Source organism: Daejeonella sp. (assembly GCF_044348475.1).
In the GTDB taxonomy this organism is placed as follows: Bacteria; Bacteroidota; Bacteroidia; order Sphingobacteriales; family Sphingobacteriaceae; genus Daejeonella.
Genome location: NZ_JBIKSU010000030.1, coordinates 1 through 24,213, shown reverse-complemented (window position 1 = coordinate 24,213; position 24,213 = coordinate 1). Strand labels below are relative to the sequence as shown.

General features: G+C 35.9%; 24 protein-coding genes. 13 read left to right on the top strand and 11 right to left on the bottom strand.

Translation table 11 applies throughout. The features are described 5' to 3' along the window. From pheT to rpsT, 3 genes are all read right to left on the bottom strand, one after another. Window positions 1-2,293: phenylalanine--tRNA ligase subunit beta (gene pheT, locus ACIQZ6_RS07885; RefSeq protein ID WP_395809873.1), on the bottom strand; the 2,293-nt coding region annotated here is incomplete at its 3' end. Between the two features lie 132 nt (window positions 2,294-2,425). Next, a complete protein-coding gene (gene radC, locus ACIQZ6_RS07880; RefSeq protein WP_395809871.1) occupies window positions 2,426-3,127 on the bottom strand; it encodes a DNA repair protein RadC in 702 nt (233 codons plus the stop codon). Window positions 3,128-3,211: 84 nt separating this feature from the next. Then, window positions 3,212-3,466, bottom strand: a complete 255-nt coding sequence (gene rpsT, locus ACIQZ6_RS07875; protein WP_395809870.1) for a 30S ribosomal protein S20 — start codon at window positions 3,464-3,466, stop codon at window positions 3,212-3,214. A 310-nt stretch (window positions 3,467-3,776) separates the two neighbouring features. Here rpsT and ACIQZ6_RS07870 point away from each other — a divergent pair, with 310 nt between their 5' ends. Beyond that, a complete protein-coding gene (locus ACIQZ6_RS07870; RefSeq protein ID WP_395809868.1) occupies window positions 3,777-4,790 on the top strand; it encodes a zinc dependent phospholipase C family protein in 1,014 nt (337 codons plus the stop codon). On the opposite strand, the gene ACIQZ6_RS07865 is transcribed toward ACIQZ6_RS07870, so the two are convergent. The 6 genes from ACIQZ6_RS07865 to ACIQZ6_RS07840 form a co-directional block, all read right to left on the bottom strand. Then, on the bottom strand, window positions 4,787-5,440 hold the full coding sequence (locus ACIQZ6_RS07865; protein ID WP_395809866.1) for a VTT domain-containing protein: 654 nt from the start codon (window positions 5,438-5,440) through the stop codon (window positions 4,787-4,789). The genes ACIQZ6_RS07870 and ACIQZ6_RS07865 overlap by 4 nt on opposite strands. Window positions 5,441-5,525: 85 nt before the next feature. Beyond that, window positions 5,526-6,173, bottom strand: a complete 648-nt coding sequence (locus ACIQZ6_RS07860) for a DedA family protein (RefSeq protein ID WP_395809864.1) — start codon at window positions 6,171-6,173, stop codon at window positions 5,526-5,528. A gap of 247 nt (window positions 6,174-6,420) precedes the next feature. Then, entirely contained in the window at window positions 6,421-7,545 is a 1,125-nt protein-coding gene (dnaN, locus tag ACIQZ6_RS07855) for a DNA polymerase III subunit beta (RefSeq protein WP_395809862.1), read from the bottom strand. Window positions 7,546-7,659: 114 nt separating this feature from the next. Next, entirely contained in the window at window positions 7,660-9,342 is a 1,683-nt protein-coding gene (gene gldG / locus ACIQZ6_RS07850; protein WP_395809860.1) for a gliding motility-associated ABC transporter substrate-binding protein GldG, read from the bottom strand. Then, window positions 9,336-10,064, bottom strand: coding sequence for a gliding motility-associated ABC transporter permease subunit GldF (gldF, locus tag ACIQZ6_RS07845; protein WP_395809858.1), 729 nt, complete (start codon window positions 10,062-10,064; stop codon window positions 9,336-9,338). Before gldF ends, gldG begins: the two co-directional genes overlap by 7 nt. A gap of 39 nt (window positions 10,065-10,103) precedes the next feature. Then, window positions 10,104-10,838: an ATP-binding cassette domain-containing protein gene (locus tag ACIQZ6_RS07840; protein ID WP_395809856.1), complete on the bottom strand. Its 735-nt coding sequence runs from the start codon at window positions 10,836-10,838 to the stop codon at window positions 10,104-10,106. A gap of 203 nt (window positions 10,839-11,041) precedes the next feature. On the opposite strand from ACIQZ6_RS07840, the gene ACIQZ6_RS07835 reads away from it, so the two are divergent. From ACIQZ6_RS07835 to ACIQZ6_RS07815, 5 genes are all read left to right on the top strand, one after another. Beyond that, window positions 11,042-12,502, top strand: coding sequence for a glycine--tRNA ligase (locus ACIQZ6_RS07835; RefSeq protein ID WP_395809854.1), 1,461 nt, complete (start codon window positions 11,042-11,044; stop codon window positions 12,500-12,502). A gap of 307 nt (window positions 12,503-12,809) precedes the next feature. After that, window positions 12,810-13,631 (top strand): murein L,D-transpeptidase catalytic domain family protein, encoded by an 822-nt coding sequence (locus ACIQZ6_RS07830; protein ID WP_395809852.1) that lies wholly within the window; start codon window positions 12,810-12,812, stop codon window positions 13,629-13,631. A 68-nt stretch (window positions 13,632-13,699) separates the two neighbouring features. Continuing rightward, on the top strand, window positions 13,700-15,298 hold the full coding sequence (locus tag ACIQZ6_RS07825; RefSeq protein ID WP_395809850.1) for an ArnT family glycosyltransferase: 1,599 nt from the start codon (window positions 13,700-13,702) through the stop codon (window positions 15,296-15,298). Then, the gene (locus tag ACIQZ6_RS07820) at window positions 15,295-16,251 is read left to right on the top strand and encodes a glycosyltransferase family 2 protein (RefSeq protein WP_395809848.1); all 957 of its coding nucleotides are present in this window, start codon (window positions 15,295-15,297) and stop codon (window positions 16,249-16,251) included. The genes ACIQZ6_RS07825 and ACIQZ6_RS07820 overlap by 4 nt, the downstream gene beginning before the upstream one ends. Beyond that, window positions 16,220-17,119 (top strand): YbhN family protein, encoded by a 900-nt coding sequence (locus tag ACIQZ6_RS07815; RefSeq protein ID WP_395809846.1) that lies wholly within the window; start codon window positions 16,220-16,222, stop codon window positions 17,117-17,119. The genes ACIQZ6_RS07820 and ACIQZ6_RS07815 overlap by 32 nt, the downstream gene beginning before the upstream one ends. Window positions 17,120-17,247: 128 nt before the next feature. Here the strand turns inward: ACIQZ6_RS07815 and ACIQZ6_RS07810 are convergent, their stop codons facing one another. Continuing rightward, complete coding sequence (locus ACIQZ6_RS07810) at window positions 17,248-18,210, bottom strand: GDP-mannose 4,6-dehydratase (protein ID WP_395809844.1); 963 nt, start codon at window positions 18,208-18,210, stop codon at window positions 17,248-17,250. A gap of 218 nt (window positions 18,211-18,428) precedes the next feature. On the opposite strand from ACIQZ6_RS07810, the gene ACIQZ6_RS07805 reads away from it, so the two are divergent. Both ACIQZ6_RS07805 and ACIQZ6_RS07800 read left to right on the top strand, forming a co-directional pair. Beyond that, window positions 18,429-19,133, top strand: a complete 705-nt coding sequence (locus ACIQZ6_RS07805) for an SDR family NAD(P)-dependent oxidoreductase (RefSeq protein WP_395809842.1) — start codon at window positions 18,429-18,431, stop codon at window positions 19,131-19,133. 9 nt (window positions 19,134-19,142) lie between these two features. Beyond that, a complete protein-coding gene (locus ACIQZ6_RS07800) occupies window positions 19,143-19,637 on the top strand; it encodes a hypothetical protein (RefSeq protein WP_395809840.1) in 495 nt (164 codons plus the stop codon). Window positions 19,638-19,952: 315 nt separating this feature from the next. Here the strand turns inward: ACIQZ6_RS07800 and ACIQZ6_RS07795 are convergent, their stop codons facing one another. Further along, entirely contained in the window at window positions 19,953-20,297 is a 345-nt protein-coding gene (locus ACIQZ6_RS07795) for a single-stranded DNA-binding protein (protein WP_306552150.1), read from the bottom strand. 139 nt (window positions 20,298-20,436) lie between these two features. Between ACIQZ6_RS07795 and ACIQZ6_RS07790 the strand changes: the two genes are divergently transcribed. From ACIQZ6_RS07790 to ACIQZ6_RS07770, 5 genes are all read left to right on the top strand, one after another. Beyond that, window positions 20,437-20,814 carry a hypothetical protein gene (locus tag ACIQZ6_RS07790; protein ID WP_395809838.1) on the top strand — a complete coding sequence of 126 codons (378 nt, stop codon included), beginning with the start codon at window positions 20,437-20,439 and terminating at the stop codon, window positions 20,812-20,814. After that, window positions 20,811-21,863 (top strand): site-specific tyrosine recombinase/integron integrase, encoded by a 1,053-nt coding sequence (gene xerA, locus ACIQZ6_RS07785; RefSeq protein ID WP_395809836.1) that lies wholly within the window; start codon window positions 20,811-20,813, stop codon window positions 21,861-21,863. Before ACIQZ6_RS07790 ends, xerA begins: the two co-directional genes overlap by 4 nt. Before the next feature lie 260 nt (window positions 21,864-22,123). Continuing rightward, window positions 22,124-22,630, top strand: coding sequence for an RNA polymerase sigma factor (locus tag ACIQZ6_RS07780; protein WP_395809834.1), 507 nt, complete (start codon window positions 22,124-22,126; stop codon window positions 22,628-22,630). A gap of 4 nt (window positions 22,631-22,634) precedes the next feature. Further along, window positions 22,635-23,306, top strand: a complete 672-nt coding sequence (locus ACIQZ6_RS07775) for a hypothetical protein (RefSeq protein ID WP_395809832.1) — start codon at window positions 22,635-22,637, stop codon at window positions 23,304-23,306. A 173-nt stretch (window positions 23,307-23,479) separates the two neighbouring features. Beyond that, window positions 23,480-23,974 (top strand): hypothetical protein, encoded by a 495-nt coding sequence (locus ACIQZ6_RS07770; protein WP_395809830.1) that lies wholly within the window; start codon window positions 23,480-23,482, stop codon window positions 23,972-23,974. Window positions 23,975-24,213 lie beyond the last annotated feature (239 nt).

The following is a 24,213-nucleotide window of genomic DNA, read 5'->3' as shown; positions in this document are numbered from 1 at the left end:
GAAAACTAAGCGCATATGATTTCTTGCCCTCAGGAAGCTTATCACCAATATAAACATCAAAGACATTTACTTCTTTCAAAAGACTTTTATCCGTTTTCTGAGCTATCTGTTTAAGTTGTTCGAACGTGACCTCTTTATTGAGCAACATAGACAAATCTCGTCTTACAGATGGGAATTTAGAAACCTCTGTGTAACTGATCTTATTGTTTCTAACCGATTTGACAATCAAATCCCAATCAAAATCAGCATAAAACACATCAGAAGTAATATCCAATTTTTTTAACGATTTTTTTGAAACTATTCCAAAGTCAACCAAAACCTTTTCACCTTTGCTATAACTAATGCCAGAAGAAAGATTCGAATTTGTAGTTTCAGCAGAAATCAAACCCTTAATATTTAACCTATTAATAATCAGATCCACTGCAGACTTTAAATTATAAAAACCAGCATCACTAGATCTTGAATTCCAGTTTTCAGCTTGTTTAGCTCCAGTAATAAATACCGAAAGACGTTGATTTTCCTTGTAATTTTCATTTTCAAGGCTATATACCTTACCAAACTCATATAACTTAAGGTCTGGTTTGCGACGATTCTGATTATGAACTATAGCTTCTAAGCCTGAAAACAATAAATTTTGACGCATTACGTCTAAATCACTACTTAAAGGATTAAGGATCTTAACTGCTAGATCTGGCTGTGATGAATAACTAATCTTTGTTAAAGAATTACACAACATCTCATAAAATCCGTTTGCTGTTAGTAAATCTGCTATTTGATTTTGTAATACCTCTTTATCCGGTTTTTGGGCATAATTCAGGGATGCACGTATCTGATTGGGGATCTCAATATGGTCGTAACCATGTATTCTCAAAACCTCTTCAATAATATCCACTTCACGGGTTACATCAACCTTGTAAGCAGGCACTTCAAGCTTCATTCCCTCCATATCCTGGGATATAATTTTTATACCCAGTCCGCTTAAAGTTGAATATATCTCTTCTGTTGCAATTTCCTTACCGATCAAACGAGTAACATTTCTAAATGAGATGTTCACATCAAATGGCTTTGCCGGCGAAGGGTAAATATCAGATATTTCAGAAGAAATATGGCCTCCGGCAAGCTCCTGAATAAGTAATGCCGCACGTTTCAGGGCAATAACAGTCATTTCAGGATCAGTGCCACGTTCAAACCTAAATGAAGCATCTGTTTTTAATCCATGACGCTTAGAAGTTTTACGTACCGAAACCGCATCAAACCAGGCACTCTCTAAAAATATTTTGCTTGTTGAGGGCTTTACTCCAGATGATTGTCCACCAAAAACACCAGCTATACACATCGGCTCATTCGCATTACAAATCATCAAATCATCTGCAGATAATTTGCGTTCGGCATCATCTAGTGTATAAAAAATAGTTCCTTCTGCACATTTTTTAACGATCACTTGGTTACCTGAAATGGCATCGGCATCGAATGCATGCAAGGGCTGACCAAGTTCATGAAGCACGAAATTAGTGACATCAACCACATTATTGATGGGTCTGATACCAATGGCGTTTAGTTTTTCCTTGAGCCAATCAGGAGAATCAGTAATTGTTACCCCACTAATACTTAATGAAGAATACCTGCGACAGGCCTCCATATCTACAAGCTCAACAGGAATATTCAATTCTTGACTCTGAACCTTAAACCCAGAAATATCTGGCATCGTTAGTTGCAATTTCAGGTAAGCTGCTAAATCACGAGCAACACCCAAATGCGAAGCCGCATCGGCACGGTTTGGGGTCAAACCAATCTCAAAAACAGAATCATCCTCCAAATTAAAATAGACACTTGCTGGCGAACCAATACGTGCATCAGCATCTAATTCGATTATCCCCGCATGATCATGGCCTAAACCAATCTCATCTTCAGCACAAATCATTCCTTCTGAAACTTCACCTCTGATCTTTGATTTAGATATTTTGAAAGGCTCTCCTACTGTTGGATAAATTGTTGTATTGACAGTGGCAACCACAACTTTCTGTCCTACAGCTACATTATTGGCCCCACAAACAATTTGAAGATCTTCTGCTAAGCCAACATCTACTTTAGTAACCTTGAGGCGATCTGCATTGGGATGCGGTGCACATTCTTTAACATAGCCAATAACCAAACCTGCAAGCCCCCCGGGAATAGTCTGCACCGTATCAATGCTTTCAACCTCCAATCCGATGTTAGTGAGAATTAAGGATAATTCTTCGGGAGTTTTATCCGTGTTAATGAATTGCTGCAGCCACCTATAAGAGATCTTCATGTTCTAAAAATGATAAACGACAAAGATAGAAAGAGATATGAGATTTGAGAAAGGAAATTAGAACTGTTGAGGGTTAAAAAAAATGAATCGGAATATCGGTTATGCAAACGGTAGTATTTAAGCTTTCATACATTAATCTAGGATTCCTTCATCAGCAAAACTCAGAAAACCTTGATCCGAAATGATCAGATGATCCAATACAGGAATATCTAAAAGCTTTCCTGCAGACCTCATTTTTTGGGTTAATTCAATGTCGGCATGACTAGGTTTCAAATTACCTGAAGGATGATTATGCGCCAGAATCAATGATGCAGCATGATTTTCAAGAGCTATATTAAAGATGATCTTAGGATCAGCAATTGTACCTGCCTGACCACCTTTACTTACCAAATGACTCGATGTGATCTTATTTGCTCGGTTGAGTACAACAATCCAGAATTCTTCATGATTTAGATCTTTAAACCTAGACAAAATAGCCTCATAAACATCAATACTGGTACTTACCTGAACCCGATTGGGGCTAATTGTTTCTTTTCTTCGCCTACCTAATTCAAACGCTGCAATGATGCTGATCGCTTTTGCCTCGCCAATTCCTTTAAATCTTGACAAATCAGAAACGCTAAACCTAGCTAGCTGGTTGAGGTCATTTTGACAAGAAAAAAGAATTCGCTTACTTAATTCAACAGCGCTTTCAGTTCGATTACCTGATCCAATCAAGATGGCTATGAGTTCTGTATCACTCAAACTTCTTCTTCCCTGATTTGATAATTTTTCTCTGGGGCGATCTTCTTCGGCCCACGCTTTAATGGTTATTTTATGTTCATATAGGCTCATAAAATAAACATCGAAAAAAACTTACTATAAAAAAAGGGGTTCCGAATAAACGGAACCCCTTTTTTAGTAAACGGTCTTTTCAGATTATTTCAAAGCGTTAACAAATTTTGTCAATTTTGACTTATTGTTAGCTGCTTTGTTCTTGTGTATGATATTCTTTTTTGCTAAACGATCTAACATAGAGATCACTTTACTTAAAAGCGGTGTAGCTTCTGATTTATCAGTAGTAATACGTAATCTTTTGATTGCGGATCTTGTGGTTTTCGCCTGATAGCGATTACGTAAACGCTTAGCTGCGTTTGATCTAATTCTTTTTATCGATGATTTATGATTTGCCATTTCTTAAGCTTATTATTCCGTCCTTCTTTTAAGGACTGCAAATATATGCCGATTATTTTAATATTCAAAGCATAATTTAAAAAAAGCATAAATGCTGATTTGTATCCCATTCAAAGTTTCAATCTTCGATTAATCTGCATGTTAATAGACTGAATTTAATGACTAAACTGCTTTATTACCTAAGTTATTTCCGTTTAATCAGGAATCAGACCTTTGAATAAATTTATTGAACTTTTAAAAAACGGTAGGTTAAATTGACTATAAATCGAAGCATCAAACTAAGCACAATCAAAAATTAGATTTAATTTAAATGGCAGAAAGCTATCCAAAGAAATATTTACAGAGGGTTTTTACTGTGAAAAGAAATAGAAATCTATTTCTGATTTCTATTCTAATTTTATCTTTTTTTTGCTCATCCTGGGGGTTTTTTGCACATCAAAAGATCAACAAACTTGCTGTATTCATATTGCCAAGCGATATGATTGGATTTTACAAAAACAACATTGTCTTCATTACTGATCATGCTGTGGATGCTGACAAACGCCGTTATTCAGATACTGCAGAAGCTCCTCGTCATTTTATTGATGCAGACCGATATGGCGAAAACCCCTTTGACAGCATACCCGAAAAATGGAAAGATGCTGAGGCCAAGTTCAGCAAAGCTATTCTTCAGGAAAACGGAATCGTTCCCTGGCAAATTGAGAGAACCTATTATTCATTAGTAAAAGCCTTTCAAATACGTGATTCAATCAGTATTCTGAGATTATCAGCCGACCTTGGTCATTATGTTTCGGATGCACATGTACCGCTTCATACTACAGAAAATTACAACGGACAACAAAGTGGACAAATAGGGATACATGGTTTTTGGGAGAGCAGATTACCCGAATTATTTGCAACTGAATATGACTTTATTGTAGGCCGTGCAATCTATATTGATAACCCGCTAAAATCTGCTTGGAGTATAGTTAGAAATTCTCATAGCTATGTAGATTCTGTGCTGCTAATTGAATCTAGGCTTAGCAAACAAATTGCCTCAGACCGTAAATTCAACTTTAGCAAGCGAAATGGCCGGGTTGATCGACAATATTCAGAAGAATTCTCAACAGCTTACCATCAGGCATTGAATAAAATGGTTGAAAAACAAATGCGGGCCTCCATATTAATGATTGGAAGTTATTGGTATTCTGCCTGGATTGATGCTGGTCAACCCAGGTTGAAAAATTTTATACCCAAAGAATTAAGTGACCAAGAAAAGAATATTCTGAAAAAAGAATCGGAACTATTTAAAAAGGGAGAAATTATTGGCAGAAAAGAGAACTAAGCCTTTCCACCAATAATACCTTTAGTTTTCAATGCAGTAAAAACAGCTGGCAATAAGGTGAGGATTATAATCACCACCATCACGTAAGTGAAATTATTTTTGACAATTGGAATATTTCCAAATATGAAACCTATACCGAGAAAACTTATGATCCACATAACACCGCCAACAACATTATAATATGTAAAATGAGCAAAATTCATTTTACCAATTCCTGCCACAAAAGGTGCAAAAGTTCTAAAAATTGGCATAAAACGACTAATGATTAACATATTGCCACCTTTTTTGTTGAAATAGTCTCTAGTTTTAGTGTAATACTCTATTTTTAAAATTCTATTTCCGGGCTTAAAAACCTTAGGGCCCAAGAAATTTCCAAGGAAATAATTTACAGTATTCCCGCTAATGGCAGCTGCTATCAGTATTATGCCCATTAAATAAATATTCAAACCAGTATCTCCCTTTGCAATGAGGGCACCAACGGCGAATAACAGGGAATCTCCCGGAAGAAATGGTGTGATTACAAATCCTGTTTCTGCAAAAATAATTATGAAAATCAAGAAATAAGTCCAGGTTCTGTATTCAGCAAGGATCTTAACCAGGTATTTATCTATATGAAGAATAGAATCGAGAATATTACTTAAAACTTCCAAAGTTGATTATTAAAAAAATGAAAAATTATTGATTCATCTTAAATGAAGATGAAAAAAAGAAATAGTAGAGGGAGACTTACTAATCTTAGGGATTTACTTTATTCTTTTCCCGAATTAATTCAATTACAGGAGGGAGAATAGAAAGGATAATTATGCCGAAAATGACATAGGTGAAATTATCCTTAATGACTGGCAGGCCACCAAAAAAATAGCCTATAAATAGAAATGAAGTAACCCATAATACTCCACCAGTAATATTAAATGTTGCAAATTTGAGATAGCTCATTGTACCAATACCCGCAACAAAAGGCGCAAAAGTTCTTATTATAGGAACAAAACGGGCATAAATAATGGTCTTACCTCCATGTTTTTCATAAAATGCTTGCGTTTTATCCAGATACTCTTTTTTTAGTAATTTATACTTACCACTAAATGCTAAAGGACCAATAAAATTTCCAATATGATAGTTCACCCAATCGCCCAAAATGGCTGCAACGATCAGTAAAATACACATCATAAAGATATTTAAGCCACTATCAGGATTGGCAATTATAGCCCCCGCAGCAAAGAGAAGTGAGTCGCCAGGCAAAAATGGAGTGATAACAAAGCCAGTTTCTGCAAAAATTATCAAGAAGAGAATCAGGTAAGTCCAGGTTTGATATTCCTGCACAATTTCTATTAAATGCTTATCTATATGAAGGATGAAATCGAGAAGTTGCTGTATAAGTTCCAAGTCTTGCGCTGATTAAGCAACAAAAATAGAAAACTAAGAACAAAACAACTGACATTTCTATTTAAATTGCTTTTTTATGATGAAATAACCATTAAAATTTGCTTCCGGCCATGAGTAATTCTTTTCTATTCTTCAAATTGGATGAAACCAGATTAACTACAAACTGAATTCTATTCAGAATTCAGTTAAACAAAATAGCCCTGCAAATTGCCGGGCTATTTTTGAATTAATCATTTAAAGAAAAGGATCAGGCATAGGTATTAAGCATCACAGGCATAACCAGCATCAGCACATCTTCTGCATCATCATGGGTTTGTGGCATTAATAATCCGGCACGGTTAGGACTGCTCATTTCAAGCAATACTTCTTCTCCGGTAAGATTACTCAACATCTCAATCAGGAATTTAGCATTAAAGCCAATTTCCATGTCATCGCCTTCATACTGGCATGAAAGGCGCTCATGCGCTTCATTCGCAAAATCAATATCTTCTGAAGATATATTCAATTCGCTACCTGTAATTTTCAAACGCACTTGATGGGTAGTTTTATTTGCAAAAATTACTACACGTCGAAGACAGTTTAGGAATAATGCCCTATCAATGATCAGTTTATTTGGGTTATTTGTTGGAATTACAGCGTCATAATCAGGATAACGCTCATCAATCAATCTACAAATCAGATTGATATTGCCAAATCTGAAGAACGCACTCGTATTATTATATTCAACTGCTACACTCACATCATCAGATGGAAGCGATGCCTTTAGTAAGGTTAAAGCCTTTTTTGGCAGAATAAAACTGGCGGGAGCATCTGACTTTGTATCCAAACGACGATATCTTACCAGTTTGTGCGCATCTGTTGCAACGAATGTTATGTGCTGTGGGCTTAACTGACAGTAAACACCAGTCATAGCGGGGCGCAATTCATCGCCACTAACTGCAAATAAGGTTTTGTTGATGGCTTCTGCTAAAACAGAAGCAGGCATTGCCACAGACGAAGGATTATCAACTACTGGAATCTTTGGAAAATCTTCTCCATTTTCACCGCTCAATTTATATTTTCCATCTCCAGCGTTTATCTCAATAGCAAATGTTTTATCATCTACAGAAAATGAGATTGGCTGATCAGGCAATGTTTTCAATGTTTCAAGAAGAATTTTAGATGGAATAGCCACCTTACCATCTTCTTTTGATTCGACAGCCAGCGAAGTTGTCATACTGGTCTGAAGATCAGTAGCAGAAACTGTGAGCACCCCTTCCTTGATCTCAAATAAGAAATTTTCAAGAATTGGCAATACTGTGCTGCTACTTGAAGCACCGTTTACAGCCTGAAGCTGTTTTAATAATGTAGAAGTTGAAACTATAAATCTCATATTCAAATATCTGAAAAACAATAATAGTAAAGCTTTTTGGTAGTTCCTAATCAGCTAATATCCACTCGCATTAATTTTATAAAGTTGAATTTGTAATTGCCAAAAATATACAATTTAACGTGTATACTTTCTAATACGGTAGTAATGTTGAAAAATACCGCAAACTATTAACAATAATATGGGCAAACCTATATTTATAAGCTGCCAAAATGTTTTTTCCTGTCTGATTTTTGCGCGGTCAAGTAATCTTAATTTTATTTCCTTGTTTCGAAGACCAATAATTCCTGAATCATCGCTTAAATAATCGACCGCATTAAGAAGTAAGCTTTTGTTAGCATATTGTTGCTGTGTATAGCGATCAAAGCCAAGTGGATATGGCGATCCATCTGAGGAATTAATCTGATTTTTAAACAGATCCCCATCTGAAAAAACAAACATTTTTGCGGGCTTGCTAATTTCAGGAATATTAATTTTTTTATCGATTCCCTGTGGAATAGGTCTGTTTTTGAAGTTTGAAGAGAAATTTCCTTCCAATAATACACCTGCTGGCATTGGAGTACTTTGAAACAAACTTGGATCTGGTTCTTGTTCAACCATTCGCAAAGATAACATGGTAGGAATTTCCAGCTTACGGCTATAGGGTGATGACGATAAAATCACCTCTGAACGTACATTTTTTACAGCAATCAAATCGATAGTTCCAGGAAATTCAGATTTAATCCCATCGAGGTTTTTAACCACTGGGTGTGTAGCAATTGGTACAAAAACTGGATAAAACAACCATGGTAAAAGCTGAATTTGTGACTGCCCACCAACATCCCCAACATTCAATGGAATTTGAGCTGCATTCATATCCGCAATAAGATCATAATTAAGCCGCACACCATATTTAAAAAGAATATCATCAAGATCTAGCTTTTTAGGAAAAGCTAATTGCTCCTCTGAACCGCGTAAACTATCGAGTTCGGCATTTACTTGGTCAATTGACCAAATCAAGCTTCCTCCATGCATCACAAAATAATCGATTTTGTATTTATCTTCTTCAGAAAAGGGCTTTACGGGCTTGGCAATAATCAGCACCTTTAAACGATCAAGCCCATCAAAAGGGATCGTAGCCAAATTTACGCGCCCAACTTCGTAAGAATCGCCCAATGACTTCATTGCATCACTAAGCTGCAGGTCATTCAGCTCTCCATGCCCTTCAGTAAAACCAATCCGAACAGACCCACCGATGGTCACTTTTTTTATTGCACTGGCAAATGCATATTCCAAATTCTGAATAGAGTTATTCAATACTTCTTCCGGACTGATTCCTGCTCTGGTTTGAATTAATTTTACAGGAATCTGAATGCCTTTATAGGTAATTAATGCAGCAGGGAAAATTATTTTTTGCGACATCCCATCTTCAGTTTTCACGCTCAGATTAGTAGGCTCAATACCCAATTCTATGAGTCGCTGGTAGGATTCTTCCTGAGATTTCTGATCATCGCTTGTTGGATTTACAAAATCAAACTGCAATTTACCGCCTGCATACGAATCGAAATCGCGCAAAAGATCATTCGTAGCGTTTCTCAATCGCTTAAATCCAGCCGGAAAATCTCCTTCCAGATAAACCGTTATTTGAACCTGGTCTTGCAAGCCAGCAAGAATATTTTTAGTAATCGGCGAAAGCGTGTATCGCTTTTCAGCTGTAAAATCAAAGCGAGTAAAAAAATTGGATGCTACAAAATTGACCAATAGAATACCGACAAGTAGAATAGCCAGTCTGGTCAAATCTTTCTTCTTACTATTCACCATTTTCTAGCCCCCAGTATTGTTTTGGATAAAAACAAAAATAATGCTGTGAAACTCAGAAAATAGATCAAATCACGTGTATCAAGAACACCCTTACTAACTGATTGATAATGCTCATTAATTCCTAATTCAGTCAAAAAACTTGCAATTCCTTGCAAAGAAATAATGGAGCTGATTGAGTCAAATCCACTAAATGAAAAGAAACATAGGAATACGGCAACTGTAAATGCGATAATCTGATTATTGCCTAAGGAGGAGGTAAATAGGCCAATGGAAGTAAATGCAGACCCTAGTAAAACTAAACCAATATATGAACCAATCACTGCTCCTGTATCTATATTACCCCTAGTAATTCCTAATTGATATAGGCTGAAATAATAAATCAGCGTTGGCAAAAGGGTTAGCAAAACAATTGCCAAACAGGCAAGGAATTTGCCAAATAAAATATCCCAGTCGCTGAGGGGGCGGGTTGCCAAAAGTTCAAATGTTCCATCTTTTTTCTCCTCTGCAATTGCGCGCATAGTTATAGCAGGAACCAGGAAAATAAATAAATAAGGAGCGATATTGAAAAAACTGTCTAAACCAGCATATCCGTAATCCAGTATACTAGAATCGGGAAACACCCATAGAAAAAGACCTGTTACTAGCATAAATGCAGCCATGATCAAATAGGCAACCCATGAAGTAAAAAACCCAGAAATTTCTTTAAAAAGGATACTAATCACTTAGCTTAATTTGATTTATAATACGCTGAACAATTTTAATTAAATAATTTGAGCTTGGTGAACATGCGAACCAGTAAGTTCAATAAAAATATTCTCCAAACTTTTAGTGTTATGCTTTGTTCTGAGACCGGTTAATGTGTCGTCGGCAACTATTTTACCCTTGTTGATAATAATCACATTTTCACAAATTGCATCTACCTCCTGCATAATGTGCGTAGAAAGTACAACTGTTTTTGTTTTGGAAAGATCTTTGATCAAGGCTCGGATAGCAATTACCTGATTCGGATCAAGTCCGGATGTAGGTTCATCCAAAATCAGAACTTTTGGATCAGCAAGAATGGCCTGAGCTAGTCCTACTCGTTGGCGATATCCTTTTGATAGGGTTCCAAGCTTCTTGTTCTGCTCATCACCCAAGCCGCATCGTTCAATTACATCATTGATCCGTTTTTCAGTTTGATCAATTTTTTGAATAGCTCCAATAAAAGCAAGAGCTTCCCTTACATACATATCCAAATAAAGCGGATTATGTTCAGGTAGGTATCCGATATGCCGTCTAACTTCTATTGACTCTGTTTGCGCATCAAACCCACAAATATGGGCAGTTCCTGATGTCTGAGGAATAAAGCAAGTCAAAATTTTCATTGTAGTAGATTTTCCGGCACCATTAGGACCTAAAAATCCAAGAACGCTACCTGGAAGAGCCTTAAATGAAATTCCATCAATTGCTTTTTGATTTCCATAGGTTTTACACAGATCTGCTACTTCAATGCTCATGCTACAAAGTTAGTATTTAGAATGCGTAAATTAGAAAATGAGCAAATTAGTGAATGAGTAAATGATAAACCCCTTATTTCAAATTAAAGCATTCAATCAAAATTTACGAGATTTAACTGCATTTGATATGGATTTAATAATAAAACTTAAAACGTATCACTAAACAGAGGAAAATTAATTTCCAATACTATCTTTGCAATGTTATGAGCAAAAACAACGAAGAACTTTTTAAGAATGTAGTTTCTCACACCAAGGAATATGGTTTTGTATTTCCTTCTAGTGAAATATATGATGGTTTAAGTGCCGTATATGATTACGGGCAACTTGGATCTGAATTAAAGAATAACATTAAGACCTACTGGTGGAAAAGTATGGTGCAGCTGAATGAGAATATTGTGGGTATCGATTCAGCTATTTTCATGCATCCAAAAATCTGGAAAGCAAGCGGCCATGTCGATGGCTTTGCTGATCCGATGATTGATAATAAGGATTCCAAAAAACGTTACCGTGCAGACAATCTTATTGAAGATAAAATAGCACGTTATATTAAGGACGGCAAATCAGAAAAAGCAAATCAATTACAAGCCGATATGGATGCAGCATTGGCTGCAGATGATCTAAGTCAATTAAAAGAGCTGATTGAACAGCATGAAATTGTTTGCCCGGTATCAGGAACAAGAAATTGGACCGATGTGAGGCAGTTTAATCTGATGTTTTCAACCCAAATGGGTGCAATGGCTGAAGGATCTGACGAAGTATATCTACGACCAGAAACTGCCCAGGGCATATTTGTAAACTTTCTTAATGTTCAAAAATCAGGTCGTATGCGTATTCCATTTGGAATAGCACAGATAGGTAAAGCCTTCAGGAACGAAGTAATAGCTAGGCAATTTATCATGCGTATGCGTGAATTTGAACAAATGGAGATGCAATTTTTTGTGAAGCCAGGTACAGAAATGGAATGGTATGCACATTGGAAAGAATCAAGACTTAAATGGCACCTAGCAGTTGGTACACCGGCAGAAAAATATCGTTTTCACGACCATGTAAAGCTTGCACATTATGCAAATGCCGCTGTAGACATAGAATTTGAATTCCCATTTGGATTTAAAGAGGTTGAAGGAATTCACAGTCGCACAGATTTTGATCTGAGCCAGCATGAAAAATTTTCTGGAAAAAAACTTCAATATTTTGATACCGTTGAAAACAAGAATTATGTTCCATATGTAATTGAAACCTCAATAGGTTTAGATAGAATGTTTCTACTCACCCTTTGCAATGCTTACCAAGAACAAGATCTGAGCAATGAAGAAAAGCAAGATTCAAGAACGGTATTGCATCTGCACCCATGTCTTGCTCCTGTAAAGGCTGCTGTGTTCCCGCTAACCAAAAAAGACGGATTACCAGAAAAAGCACGTGAGATTATGGACCTTTTGAAACTGGATTTCAATTTACAGTATGATGAAAAAGATTCAATCGGAAAAAGATATCGCAGACAAGATGCCATTGGAACACCTGTTTGTATTACGGTAGATCATCAGACACTAGAAGATAATACCGTTACCATTAGGCATAGAGATAGTATGGATCAGGAACGGGTGAATGCCAACGATCTAGATTCTATTCTGGGTAAACTGGTAAGCTGGAAGAATTTATTGTCTTGATCCTGACTTTTGTAAGGAGGACTATGTTATTTTAAGCCAGAAGGCTTTATTCGACTTTAAATTAAAAGACCTGCTGAGATTTTTAGCAGGTCTTTTTACTAAAAAATATCATCTATAAAAAAGGTGTATTTATTTCTAATACCTTCATTACCAGCATTTAAATTCGACATTGATTGACACATACTGGTTCTGAAGATTGTATCTTTGTAAATAGATAACAACTAATTCATTCCTTTCAAAACCGACTATTTAAAGTAATAATTCACTAATCAAGGCGTTAGTTAACCTGTACCTATTAATCGAATTTATGAAGAAACTATCTATCTGGTCAATTGCAGTTTTACTAGTAACCTTTACAATCCCTGCAATTGGATGGGTTTCAACAACTAATTCAGACTTAGATTTTTTTGATTTACCAACAGAATCTAACACGAGCAAAACAGCAGGAAAGACCTCTAAAAATAAAGAACTTTTCAGTCAGTATATATCTTCTGTTTATGTTCAGGCAAAGCTTTCTGAAAGCGGATTAGATGAAAGTGTATTTGAAAAAGCATTGATTGGTTATTATAACCTTAAAAAAAAACAAGTACTGTCTAAAGAAAAAGCAATAATTACGATAATCGATTTTAGCAAAAGAAGCAGTTTGAAACGACTTTGGATCGTTGATATTGATCAAAACAAACTTTTATTCAATACCCTTGTTGCTCATGGTCAAGGTAGCGGACTAGATATGGCAACAAATTTTTCAAATAAGCCTAATTCACATCAGAGTAGTCTTGGTTTTTATGTTACCAGTGAAACTTATCTTGGTAAACACGGACTCTCAATGAAGCTTGATGGAATGGATACAGGTTTCAATACCAATGCCAGAGACCGTGCAGTGGTTGTTCATGGTGCCAAATATGTAAGCCAGTCATTTGTTAATCAAACAGGACGCTTAGGAAGAAGTCATGGATGCCCCGCTATACCCATTGAATTTACAAAAACAATAATTAATACCATTAAGGGTCAAACCTGTTTGTTTATTAATGGACCAGAAGCAGCCTATACCTCAAATTTTTTAGATCAGGATCTTGCCATTGCAAATTTCATGGCCACGCCAGGTGTAGTTCAGGCTAGTATATACTAAGACGGTTAACATTGATAAGAGTGATTTGATATTCAAATCTCTCTTTTGCTTTTATATCTTTGCTATCAATGATTCAAAAACTGGAAAATTTTCTGATCAAGTACCCTGGACAAACATTCTTTGTGCTTATCGTATTATCAATCCCTCCTTTTTTAATCAATCTCGGACTCCTACCACTTTTTGCTGATGAACCAACACGGGCTAATGTGGCTCTTGAAATGATCATCAGCAAGAATTATTCAGTACCCACGGTGGGTGCAGAATATTATTACAACAAACCACCACTTTACAACTGGATCCTTGCAGGATTTTATCTTTTAACGGGCAACTTTTCAGAATTTACAACTCGCCTCCCTGCCATCATTCCGATGTTTTTATATGCGATTAGCATCTATTTAGCTGTCAATTATTTTCTAAAAGACAAGAGAATTGCCACACTAAGCGGGATGCTTTTTCTGGTGAATGGCCGTATGCTGATTTATGACTCCATGCTGGGTCATATTGATATTTTCTATTCCTGGCTAACCTTTACCTCCTTTATGCTGATCTATTTCTTCCTTCAACGAAAGAACTGGTTCCTGCTATTCCTAACTTCATATGTAATCACGGCAATAACATTTCTTTCGAAAGGATTTCCATCTATCGTGTTTCAGGGCTTTACACTGATCGCTGTACTTACCTACACTAAAAACTTTAAAAAATTATTCAGTTGGCAGCATATTACCTGCGGATTGGTTTCTGTATTGATCATTGGCTCTTATTTTTATAACTATTATCAGTTTAACCCTAACCTTGAAGGTTATTTTAGTACCATCTGGGATCAAAGCAGCAAAAGAACAGCCGCAGAATTTGGCCTTGATCAAAGTTTAATACATATGGTCCAGTTCCCATTTGAACATATTGGACACTTGTTTCCGGCAAGCCTTTTAATTTTATTCTGTTTCCATAAGGGTTTTATACATGGAGTAAAACAAAATCCTTTTTTAACCTTTATTTCTGTGGTTTTCTTAGCCAATATTTGGGTATACTGGCTATCACCAATAACACGACCACGGTATTTAATGATGCTGTACCCGCTATTGTTTATTTTATGGAGCCATGCCTATTATACCTACCGAGAACAACTTCCAGTTATCAGTAAACTAGTTGATCGAATTCTGCTAATTCTTGCTCTGGCCGTTTGTTTAGGTATACCTGCTGCATACTTTTTTGAGCTGCAGAGCTTTGTAACCTATCTAAATACCAAGATTGTTTTTCTGTTATTGATCAGCATTGGGATTACTTTTATGATCTGGCGGCTCAAAACAAGTAAGATAATTCCATTTATATTATTATTAGTAGTAGTAAGATTGGCTTTTAGCTGGTTTATACTTCCGCATAGGCTAGAACATATGGAGGATAAGTTTTTTCGTGAAGCTGCCGTAGAAGTGGGTACTATAACCCGGGGCCAAGCACTTTATTTTTATCAATATCATCCTGCTGAGACTGATATCCCCTTTCATGATAAATTAATTTTTTACCTGCAAAAAACTCGGATGAAACAGGTCAAATTTACCGAGGACGATGTCAAGCCAGGTTATTATTTTACCTTTGATCGGGATTTGAAAAATCGGGATGCACTCGTGATAAAATCGTATAAAAACCTCAAACTGTTCCAAATAAAATGAGAGAACTTTCTGTTGTGATAACCGTTCTCAATGAACGAGATAATATTACCCCGCTTATTGGAGCCATACATGAGGCTCTGAAAGACCTAGATTATGAAGTGATTTTTGTAGATGATGGTTCTGATGATGGCACCCAAAAACAAATTCGCGACCAAGCGAATTACCGCATCACGCTGGTAGAATTACGAAAAAATTACGGCCAAAGTACAGCTATGACAGCGGGTATTGACCATGCTACAGGTACCTATATTGCCCTAATTGATGGTGATCTTCAAAATGATCCTTCAGATATCCCCTTCATGCTTCAAAAGATGAAAGATGAAGACTGGGATGTGGTGGCAGGAAACCGTGCTAACCGACAGGATGGAATGTTTTTAAGAAAAATCCCTTCAAAAATAGCTAATGCCATAATCAGAAGAATGACAGGTGTTTACATCAAAGATTATGGTTGCACGCTTAAGGTGTTTAAACGTGAGATTGCCGAAGATCTCGGTATTTATGGCGAGCTACATCGCTTTATCCCTGTACTTGCTAAGCTTCAGGGAGCCAGCATCACACAGGTTGATGTAAAACATCATGCACGCATTCACGGAAACTCTAAATATGGCCTAAACCGAACATTCAAAGTCATGGCCGACCTCATCACCATGGTTTTTTTCCGGAAATATATACAGAAGCCAATGCATTTATTTGGAAGCCTTGGTTTTATTTCATTTGGACTTGGCATTTTGATCAATACTTATTTACTTATCCTCAAATTAATGGGACAAGATATCTGGGGAAAACCGATCCTGATTCTAGGTCTTATATTTTTATTGGGAGGAATACAATTGATCACCTTTGGAATTTTAGCTGAAATTAATGTACGCACCTATTTTGAAGGCACAAACAGAAAAACTTACCAGGTAAGAAGAATTTTTAATGGAAAAAAAGAAGATCTGGAACATCGTTAAGCTCCTGTTAAAAATTTCAATAACAGGATTATCCTTATATCTGGTTTCAAAAAAGGTCGAGCTTAATGATCTTAAAGATGCCTTTAGTAAGTCTAATCCGCTATTCCTGTTTTTAGCTTTTATAGCTTTCGTAATTTCGCAACTATTTTCATCTTCCCGATTGAATACCTTTTTCAAAGGGATGGGCTTAAAAATTTCGGAGGTCTTTAATTTCAAAATCTACCTATTGGGAATGTTCTATAATCTTTTTTTACCAGGGGGCATAGGAGGAGATGGCTATAAAATTTTTATGCTGCGTAAAAAATTCAAGATTAAAGGTCGCAGATTATTCCAGGCTATCTTTTTTGACCGCCTAAGTGGATTATGGGCATTAGGCCTAATTATTTCGGCACTGGTTATTTTCATTCCTCACCTTGGGATTCCAAATTGGGCTCCGGTTTTAGTGGTTACAATTGGCACCATAGCCTATTATGCGGTAATGAGAAAGTTTTTTAAAGATTACAGCAATAATTTTGTTATAACCCATACCAAGGCTTTATTGGTTCAATCGATGCAACTAGTTTCGGTTATTCTCTTACTTTACGCCTTAAACTTTGATGGCAAATTCTCACCTTATCTCTTCATGTTTTTGGTATCATCACTAGTGGCTATATTTCCATTTACCGTTGGCGGTTTAGGCGCAAGAGAGTTGGTATTTGTTTATGGTGCTCAGTACTTTGAGTTGGATCAACATTTGGCCGTAATCATTAGCCTTTTATTTTACTGCATATCGGCCCTATTATCATTCAGTGGCATTTATTTTGTTTTTAACCCAAAAGAGATCGGTATAAATAAATTGGATATGAAGCAGGATCTTGATACTGAATAAACAATAATTAAACCTTTATGATTTAATTATTAGGCATTAAAACGTGTAAATGCTAAAATTATACTATTATTTTAATTGCAAAATAGATAGAATCAGCAATCAAAAGGGTAATTGTATGATTGGCTCTTTTAAACTGATTTCTGATTATCCAAATACCACTCATAAAATTTGAGCAAACCGGTTTCAAGTTTAGTTTCAGGGTGGTAGTTTAATAATTTCTGAGCTTTACTAATATCTGCATAGGTTTGGGGCACATCGCCAGCTTGCTCGGGCTGACGATCAATAATGGCCTTTTTTCCGCAGATATTTTCTATTGCCAAAATTAATTCGCTTAATGTAACTGTTTGGTGGTTCCCAAGGTTAATGATTTCAAAATCAGATTTGTCATAACCTATTGCTGACTTAATACCCTGCACCGTGTCATCCACAAAAGTATAGTCTCTGCTGGTTGACCCATCTCCAAATACAGGGATTGCCTGCCCTTTAGAAATAGAACTGAAAAATTTATGAATAGCCAAGTCGGGACGCTGTGCAGGTCCGTAAACTGTAAAAAAACGAAGTGCTAAAAAACGGATTCCATATAAATGATGGTAAACATGGCCCAGCATCTCGCAAGATAATTTAGTTGAAGCATAAGGGCTAATCGGCATCAGTTTTTCTTCTTCATGCCAGGGCACATTTTGATTAATCCCATAAACACTACTAGATGATGCAAATACAAACTGTTTGATATTTCTTTGGCGGGCCAATTCTAAAAGGTTTTGGGTACCGGATACATTCACATCCTGAAAAAGAATAGGATTTTTAATACTTGTTCTTACCCCTGCTTTTGCGGCAAGGTGAACAATCACATCAATTTCTGACAAGGCTAAAAGATCATTCATATTCCTGATATCACCTTCAATAAAGCTGAAGTTTGAATTGGAAATGAAAGCCGACATATTCTTTTCTTTCTGCTCCCGGCTATAAAAATCATCGAAATTATCCAGGCCAATTACCTGAACATTGTCGCTTTGTAACAAACTGTTAATCAGGTTACTTCCAATAAACCCAGCTGCACCTGTTATCAGAATTCGCTTTTTCTTATTCATATCTGTCTCAAAAATACAAAATTACCGCTTTGCTTTTGACAAAATATAGACCTTCATAAAACCCAGCAGCCAAAAAATTTGGTAACTTTATTTAGCAATTCTTGCAAAACCAATTAATAATGAATGCATGTAGCGATTTTAATAATCTATGGGTTAAAAATCTAAAGAGCATTTTATCTAATTGTTAATGTGCAGGAACAATAAATAAAGAATTTATTATGAATATTATACTAAGCGGTGCAAGCAGTGGCGTTGGATTCGAGGCAGTTATCGAGCTGATAGGAAATCAGCATCATCAAATCATAGCCCTAGCCAGATCAGAAGAAAAACTAAATAAATTACAGGAAATTGCATTTGCCTTAAATCCGGGATGTAAATTACATGTACTCAAATTTGACATTGCTCATGATGACTATGAAAATACACTCATTCCTTACGTAAAAGAACGATTAGGCACTGTAGATGTATTGATCAATAATGCAGGATCACTGATCAACAAAAGTTTCATGCAAACTACGCAGCTTGATTTTGTAGAAATGCTTCAGAATAACCTTTTAGGACACATCAATATGATCCAGCATTTGGCTCCATTAATGCCTCCAAAGAGCCATATTTTAAATATAGGAAGCATGGGTGGCTTTCAGGGAAGTGTGAAATTTCCTGGACTTGCAGCCTATTCTGCCAGTAAGGCAGCACTTCATACCTTAACCGAATGCCTAGCCATAGAGTTTGCTGATAAACAGATTGCCGTAAACTGTCTGGCATTGGGTTCAGCCCAAACCGAAATGCTTGAAAAAGCATTCCCTGATTATCAATCGCCAGTTTTAGCCTTTGAAATGGGTAAATATATAGCTGATTTTGCGCTAAGCGGACATAAATTTTTTAATGGTAAAATCATTCCGGTTGCTCATACTACACCCTAAAATAAACACATGAAAAAAGAACGCTATTTAGTGCTACTAATTCCAATTTTCATAATCGGGTCTTGTGTTACCGATTCAACAAAAGTTACTGATAAAAATACAAGCACAAAGTCTGCTGCGCTCAAAGATTTAGGTAAAACGCTGATTGTTCCGTGGAGTGTAGAACTAAATGACAGTACTCAGTTAATGGAAATCAAAAAAAACCCAGAGGCTGATATGTTCAATCTGGAGCCAGTTGACATGGTGGATGCCATCAATTTTAAATACCCACAAATAAAACTTGAATGGCTGAAGCAAGAAGGAAAACGCGCTTTTGTAAAAATTGAAGATGCCGCCTACCTAACTAGAGAATCGGGAACAGAAGGCGCAATGGCCTATTTAGCGGAAGTTACCTTTTCACTGACTGAATTTAAGGGTATTGAGGAAGTAGATATTGCTTTTCAAGAAGGAGACCATGCTCGCCCAGGATTATACACTAGAGAGAACTTTAAGAATTTCAACTAATAAAATTGATAGTTTATTAAAATTAATGGTTTATTAAAACAATGTTTAAATGTTTGTCTCAAAAAATAACATTAACATCATTGACTACAATTGATCTAGGCTATTTAGGCGAGAGCAAAAAAACAAAAAACAGAAAACAAAAAACAGAAAAAGAAAAGACAAGCGATCAAAATATCTTGCAGAACCGACATCTAAACACTAGCGTGTTGCAAACGCGATTCCGCAAGATTAAGAAATCCACTCAAGACTTGTCTTAGAAAAAACAAGACCATAGCTATTAAAACAGTATTGGCCGCTTTCTTAAACGGACAATACTTAGCTTTGAGATTTCTTACTTTGCATCTGTAAGTCAGACACCACAATTTCAGTGACATAACGCTTCACCCCTTCTTTATCGGTATAAGAACGACTCGTTAATTTACCTTCTACCGTTATTTCTGAACCCTTGTGCAGATAAGATTCTGCCAGGCTAGCCAAACGATCCCACAACACTAGGTTATGCCACTGAGTTTCTTCCACTTTCTCACCTTTATCATTCCGATACGAATCATTTGTGGCAATTGATACATTAGCCACCTTCTTTTTTTCACTAATGGTTTTTACCTCCGGATCATTTCCTAAAAATCCCATTAAGCGCACACTGTTTCTAAGATTACTCATCTTCTTACGTTTTTAATTAATTATAAAAATCAAACCACCTGGTTATGACAATTCGAAGGTGAGAAGATTGATAAAAATTAACCGCACACTAAACGGATACATACGTTTATAACCGATTTACCTGACTAATGGTACATTCATGCTAATAGATCAAAGGAATATGGAAAGAGCATGTTTAGACTGCAGCAATACGCTGAGAGGCCGCAGCGATAAAAAATTCTGCGATGACCAATGCCGCAGCAATTTTAATAACCGTATGAAAGCAGGGCAACACGGTTGTATAGGCCCTATTAACAGTATTCTAAGAAAGAACCATACAGTACTTTCACGGATTTGCATTGGCGAAAAAGTGCGCACCAGCAAAGATAAGCTCTTAATCAATGGCTTTAACCCTGATTACCATACCCATCTACTCCAAACCCAAAATGGAAATACCTATTATTTCTGTTATGATTATGGTTTTCTATTCTTAAATAAAGATGAAATACTGATCGTGAAAAAAATGGAAAAGATATGAGTTCTATAAAATGGCAAGCCAAGCTGATTAAGCATGATCGTGTTGAGAGAATTGCGGTATATTTTGAAAATAGCCAAGAATTAATTAGCCGAATAAGAAAAATTGAAGGTGCACAATGGAGTCAGCAAAACAAAGTTTGGCACATCCCCGATACTGAAGAAAACAGAAAGCGATTTAAAATAGCCCCTAGCTCCAATTACCTACCGTCTGAAGAAGGAATTGTTCAAATAGAGAAATTCAAGCAATGGCTACGATCAAAACGCTACAGCGAAAGTACCCTTAAAACTTATAGTGAAGCTTTAAAATCATTTTTGATTTTTTGTAATACAAAAGCAATTAAAGACATTACTCATGATGACGTTATAAGATACAATAACGAATATATTTTAAAAAATAATCTTTCTTCGTCATACCAAAACCAATTAGTGAATGCTATTAAATTATTTTTTAAAATTATAAAAGATGCCACCATTGAAATAGATAAAATACACAGACCAAAACGCGAAAAAGTATTGCCTAACGTGTTAAGCAAGGAAGAAGTAAAAGCTATTTTAGAAGCTCATAGAAATCTTAAGCACAAAACAATGCTTTCACTGATCTACAGTTGTGGGTTACGCTGTGGCGAATTATTAGATTTAAAGCCTGTTCACATAGATTCAAAAAGAAACATTGTACTACTAAAAAACGCAAAAGGTAAAAAAGATAGGATTGTACCCTTGAGCCCCAAAATATTAGAAATGTTGAGAGAATATTATAAAATATACAAACCACAAATCTATTTATTTGAGGGACAAACAATGGGTATGCCTTATGATGCCCGAAGCTTACAATTAATTCTAAAACAAGCCTTAAAAAAAACCGGTATTACAAAACCAGCCACCTTGCACTGGCTAAGACATAGCTATGCTACTCATCTTTTAGAAAGCGGTACCGATTTGCGCTACATACAAGAGTTATTGGGACACAATAGCAGCAAAACGACCGAAATATATACCCATGTTAGTACAAAAAGCTTACAACAAATTAAGAGTCCATTTGATGATTTGTAAGAATAAAAACAATATATTGAGGTTTACTATAAACGAAACAAAATTTCGCCATTGCCGCTGCAATTGGGTGTATAAGCGAAGGTTTGTTTCGGGTATAAGGGAGTTAGGTGCAAGCGTAAAGGAACATCGCGCTGATCTCGAAACAAACGACTTTTGACAATCTGCCAAACCTCAGAAATAAGATTTTTTCTTGCCGACTGTGATTTTTTTGACCCTTGTGCGAATAATTGGGTGTATTGGTTAAAAACCTGTTAAAATAAATGAACGAGAAGGAACAAAGACAACATTTTCTAAATATCATTGAGCAACACAAAGGTATTTTATACACGGTTGCCCGTGCATACTGCCCAAACGCAGATGACCGACAAGACCTCATACAGGAAATGATGATTCAGATTTGGCAGTCTATTCACAAATACGATGACCAGTTTAAAATTTCAACTTGGTTGTATCGTATTTCACTGAATGTCGCTATCTCATTTTATCGTAAAAGTTCAACAAGATCAAAGAAATATACCGAGCTGACTGAGCAATTGATAGAAACCCCAGTCGAAGACAAATCGGAAAATGAAAGACAGTTGTATTTATTGGACCAATTTATCAGCGAACTAAAAGAGATAGACAAAGCCCTGATGATACTGTACTTGGAAGACAAAAGCCACACTGAAATTGCTGAGATATTAGGAATTTCGGTAAGCAATGTAGGAACGAAAATAGGACGTATCAAAAACAAATTAAAGACACGATTTTCTCAATTAAAATCTTAAAGCAATGGACGAATTAGAAATAAAAAAACTTTGGCAAACTACCAATGATAAATTGGAAAAGAGCTTTGTAATCGACAAGAAAAACACCGAAGAGATAGCCCGTATAAAGATTTATAGCATTTTAGGCTCAATGAAACCAATTAAAGTTTTTGCTCTATTTGTTGGTATTTTATGGGTTGGTATTGGGGGAATTGCTTTGAGCTCAATTTATTTAAACTCATTTAATGAAGCGAATAAGTTCTTTCTATTTTCGGCTTCAATACAAGTAGGGCTGACCGCCATTTCATTATATATTTACCTTTATCAGCTTATCACTATTTACCAAATAGATATAACAGAACCGATTATTAAGACACAAGAGAAATTGTCAAGCCTAAAAATATCAACGCTTTGGGTAACTCGTCTTCTATTTCTTCAACTTCCTGTTTGGACAACTTTTTGGTGGAACGAAACTATGCTAACAGATTGGGGTATTTTACAATGGATAATGACTTTGTTTTTTACACTTTCATTTACTGTGATTGCTATTTGGCTATTCTTCAACATTAAATATGAGAACAGAAATAAGAAATGGTTTCAACTTATTTTTAGTGGAAAAGAATGGACACCATTAATGAAATCTATGGAACTGTTGGAGCAGGTGGAAGAATATAAAGACCAGAACGCCAGCACCTAACAGCGTGTATGAGAAATAGCGGGTGAAGTGGTAAATCGAAGGTCTGTGCTTTTATTTATCTTTGTGCAAAACCGAAAGTGAAGTGCTTTTCAATCCGCTACTTCTCATACACGCAAACCGTTAGCGGTCAGGCAAAAACCGAACTCAAAAAACATCAATTTAATAAATTATAAATGGGACAATACAAAGCAAACTCAACAAATTCTCAAAATTTCAGCTTAACATTTGAAAATCAAACAATAGGAGAATTAATTTACAAAAAATGGTATTCTTTCAATGCCGAAATTCTGTTATCTGACGGTGCAAAATATCAACTAGAACCAAAAGGATTTTGGGATTCTGAAATTGAATTGAAAGACGAAACAAAAACTTTATTAGAGTTTAAAATGGGTTGGAAAGGAATAATTATCAAAACTTTTTTCGAAAATAAGGAAGACACTTATCTTTTGAAATTAAATGGTCTTTTGAGTAGTAAGTTTGTTCTAATTGACACCGACAAAAACGAGTTAATAGTTGCTGAAACTGATTTTAAGTGGAATAAACTTAATTATGACTATAATATTGAAACAACTCGAAATTTTGACAATTTTGATAAAAAGGAATTATTATTGCTTACAATTTTACACTGCATAAATTACTATATGACAATTATTGCATCAGGAGGATAAATGAAAAAACAACCAAAAGAAAAATGCCCGAACCGCTAACAGCCGTTTTGCAAAAGCGGGGGTTTCGTGCTTCTATGATAGTGAAGTGCTAAATTTAAGCTTTGTGCATCTAATGAAATTTAGTGCTGAAAATCCCCGCCTTCGCCAAGCCGCAAAACGTTATGTGCAACCCTATGACGACCAACATAGCTATATAAACCGACAGAAAACGAAAGACAAAATGCCAACGCTTCGCAAAA

What these genes read in the sequence shown, in the direction of transcription:
- radC (WP_395809871.1), bottom strand. Translation starts at nt 3,127, where the DNA reads ATGAGCCTATATGAACATAAAATAACCATTAAAGCGTGGGCCGAAGAA.
- rpsT (WP_395809870.1), bottom strand. Translation starts at nt 3,466, where the DNA reads ATGGCAAATCATAAATCATCGATAAAAAGAATTAGATCAAACGCAGCT.
- ACIQZ6_RS07870 (WP_395809868.1), top strand. Translation starts at nt 3,777, where the DNA reads ATGGCAGAAAGCTATCCAAAGAAATATTTACAGAGGGTTTTTACTGTG.
- dnaN (WP_395809862.1), bottom strand. Translation starts at nt 7,545, where the DNA reads ATGAGATTTATAGTTTCAACTTCTACATTATTAAAACAGCTTCAGGCT.
- gldG (WP_395809860.1), bottom strand. Translation starts at nt 9,342, where the DNA reads ATGGTGAATAGTAAGAAGAAAGATTTGACCAGACTGGCTATTCTACTT.
- ACIQZ6_RS07840 (WP_395809856.1), bottom strand. Translation starts at nt 10,838, where the DNA reads ATGAGCATTGAAGTAGCAGATCTGTGTAAAACCTATGGAAATCAAAAA.
- ACIQZ6_RS07835 (WP_395809854.1), top strand. Translation starts at nt 11,042, where the DNA reads ATGAGCAAAAACAACGAAGAACTTTTTAAGAATGTAGTTTCTCACACC.
- ACIQZ6_RS07830 (WP_395809852.1), top strand. Translation starts at nt 12,810, where the DNA reads ATGAAGAAACTATCTATCTGGTCAATTGCAGTTTTACTAGTAACCTTT.
- ACIQZ6_RS07825 (WP_395809850.1), top strand. Translation starts at nt 13,700, where the DNA reads ATGATTCAAAAACTGGAAAATTTTCTGATCAAGTACCCTGGACAAACA.
- ACIQZ6_RS07820 (WP_395809848.1), top strand. Translation starts at nt 15,295, where the DNA reads ATGAGAGAACTTTCTGTTGTGATAACCGTTCTCAATGAACGAGATAAT.
- ACIQZ6_RS07815 (WP_395809846.1), top strand. Translation starts at nt 16,220, where the DNA reads ATGGAAAAAAAGAAGATCTGGAACATCGTTAAGCTCCTGTTAAAAATT.
- ACIQZ6_RS07810 (WP_395809844.1), bottom strand. Translation starts at nt 18,210, where the DNA reads ATGAATAAGAAAAAGCGAATTCTGATAACAGGTGCAGCTGGGTTTATT.
- ACIQZ6_RS07805 (WP_395809842.1), top strand. Translation starts at nt 18,429, where the DNA reads ATGAATATTATACTAAGCGGTGCAAGCAGTGGCGTTGGATTCGAGGCA.
- ACIQZ6_RS07800 (WP_395809840.1), top strand. Translation starts at nt 19,143, where the DNA reads ATGAAAAAAGAACGCTATTTAGTGCTACTAATTCCAATTTTCATAATC.
- ACIQZ6_RS07795 (WP_306552150.1), bottom strand. Translation starts at nt 20,297, where the DNA reads ATGAGTAATCTTAGAAACAGTGTGCGCTTAATGGGATTTTTAGGAAAT.
- ACIQZ6_RS07790 (WP_395809838.1), top strand. Translation starts at nt 20,437, where the DNA reads ATGCTAATAGATCAAAGGAATATGGAAAGAGCATGTTTAGACTGCAGC.
- xerA (WP_395809836.1), top strand. Translation starts at nt 20,811, where the DNA reads ATGAGTTCTATAAAATGGCAAGCCAAGCTGATTAAGCATGATCGTGTT.
- ACIQZ6_RS07780 (WP_395809834.1), top strand. Translation starts at nt 22,124, where the DNA reads ATGAACGAGAAGGAACAAAGACAACATTTTCTAAATATCATTGAGCAA.
- ACIQZ6_RS07775 (WP_395809832.1), top strand. Translation starts at nt 22,635, where the DNA reads ATGGACGAATTAGAAATAAAAAAACTTTGGCAAACTACCAATGATAAA.
- ACIQZ6_RS07770 (WP_395809830.1), top strand. Translation starts at nt 23,480, where the DNA reads ATGGGACAATACAAAGCAAACTCAACAAATTCTCAAAATTTCAGCTTA.